The sequence below is a fragment of the Collinsella sp. BIOML-A6 genome (assembly GCF_009875845.1).
Taxonomy (GTDB): Bacteria; Actinomycetota; Coriobacteriia; order Coriobacteriales; family Coriobacteriaceae; genus Collinsella; species Collinsella aerofaciens_H.
Map to the genome: position 1 here is coordinate 1 of NZ_WWSL01000054.1, position 2,264 is coordinate 2,264.

Consider the following 2,264-nt stretch of genomic DNA (forward strand, 5'->3'; position numbering starts at 1 on the left):
CTCAAGGTGCACGCCTGCGCGGCTGATCCGGTCCGACCGGGCCGCGCGGCAAGGAGATATATTGCCAGACCGGAGGGGCCCCGTGGGCGGGAATCTGGGCGTACACATTTCCTACACATATAAGTACTCTCGGCTGGCTGGTTAAAAACAGGAGAGGACCTCGCATCCGAGATCCCCTCTTTAGCCCATCTATAGCTATAGACTCTTAAATACCTTATGCCAGCAGCTTGCGACCAGACTCCTCAATCGCGTCAAGTGCTGCATCAGCCTCGGCGGCATCCGCGCCCTTAGCGAAGATGTACAGCTTAATCTTGGGCTCGGTGCCAGAAGGACGGACGATACCCTTGTTACCACCCTCGAGATCGAACTCAATGACATTAGCCTTCGGCAGGCCGTTCACGCAGATGTTGTAATCCACGACGGCCTCAATCTTGGAACCGGCGAGCTCCGCGGGCGGGTTCTCGCGCAAACCAGCCATGATGCCGGCCATCTTTGCCGCACCCTCAGCGCCCGGATAGCTTAGCGAAATCGTCTTGTTGTGATAGTAGCCATACTTCTCGTACAGCTCGTGCATCGCATCGGCAAGGTTCTTACCCTGGAGCTTGTAATACTGCGCCATCTGGCAAATCAGAAGCGAAGTGCTCACGGCGTCCTTGTCGCGCACGTGGTCGCCGGCCAGATAGCCGTAGCTCTCCTCGAAACCGAAGATAAAGCGATCGACCTCGCCAGCATCGGAAAGAGAAGTAATGATGTCGCCGATGTACTTGAAGCCCGTCAGGCAGCGGCGAAGCTCAAAACCGTACTCGTCGGCCAGAGCGTCAACCATGGCGGAAGAAACGATAGTAGTAACGGCAACCTTCTTAGTGAGGTCCTCACCGCGGGCAGCACGGGTCTTGCAGATATAGTCGAGCAGCAGAACGCCCATCTCATTGCCGGTCAGCAGCAGATAGTCATCGCCATTTTTAACGGCAACGCCAACACGGTCGGCGTCGGGATCGGTTGCAAGCAGCAAATCAGGGTGAACCTGCTCGCAGAGATCGATGCCCTTCTGCATGGCCTGACGGATCTCGGGGTTAGGATACGGGCAGGTCGGGAAATCGCCGTTAGGCTCCTTCTGCTCGGGAACAACCGTGACATCGGTGATGCCAGCGCGCTCGAGCACCGTAGTAACGGGAATGAGGCCGGTGCCGTTGAGCGGAGTGTAGACGAGCTTAAGCGGAGCGCCAGCGATCTCCTCGGCAGAAAGGTTAGTCACGCCGCGCGCGAGAACGGCGTCGTAATAACGCTCGAGGCACGAGTCGTCGATCCATTTAACCAGACCCCGCTCAAGAGCCTCATCAAAGTCCATGGACTTCACGCCGGTGAATGTATCGGTCTCGGCGATAGCCTTAGAAATTGCATCGGCGGCCTCGCTGGTGATCTGGCAGCCATCGGGGCCATAGGCCTTATAGCCGTTATACGGCGCTGGGTTATGGCTAGCGGTCATGCAAATGCCGCCGGAGCACTTAAGATCACGGACGGCCCAGGAGAGCGTCGGCACAGGAGAAATCTTGGGATACACGAGGGCAGTCACGCCGTTTGCTGCAAGAATGGCAGCCGTAGTCTTAACGAACAGCTCACCTTTATTGCGGCTATCGCGAGCGATGGCGACCGTCGGATGCTCAAAGGTCGCATTGAGGTAGTCAGCGAATCCCTGGGTCGCACGACCGACCGTATAGATATTCATACGGTTAGTGCCCGCACCGATAGTGCCGCGAAGACCGGCAGTACCGAAGGCGAGATCCTGGAAGAAAGCGTCGGTGATGGCGTCCTCATCACCCTGCTCCTTCATCGTGTTGAGCTCAGCGAGGAGCTCCTCGTCCTTGACATTGGCAATCCAAGTATCAAGCAGCTCATGAACATCTGCCATGTGAGTCCTTCCGTCACAATCAATAAAACGACCCGTGTAAAACAGGACAAGCGCATCAGGGCGCTAAAGCAAATATTAGTCCATTGAGAACAGAGAACCGGCCACAGAACGGTGAACGTCTATATTCAGCGGTGGATGATTAAATTGGTTTAATTGCATAAGGAATGTTGCCCGTAAACGAAAAAAGGGGGAGGCCGCGAGGCCTCCCCCTTCTTCAGTTCCATGCACGGCTCGGTGCCGTCCACCGGTCAGCGGCGCCCTGGCCTCCCACGGGCTGGCCCCGCAGTACTCTCGGCGCGATGGGGCTTAGCTTCCGGGTTCGGAACGGGACCGGGCGTGCCCCCCATGCTCTGGC

General features: G+C 57.2%; 1 protein-coding gene and 1 rRNA gene. Both read right to left on the reverse strand.

Annotated features, from left to right (window positions below; translation table 11 throughout):
* Positions 1–214: 214 nt before the first annotated feature.
* Positions 215–1,909, reverse strand: coding sequence for a phospho-sugar mutase (locus tag GT495_RS10580; protein ID WP_161162599.1), 1,695 nt, complete (start codon positions 1,907–1,909; stop codon positions 215–217).
* Positions 1,910–2,155: 246 nt separating this feature from the next.
* Positions 2,156–2,264, reverse strand: a 5S ribosomal RNA gene (gene rrf / locus GT495_RS10585); the annotation flags it as partial.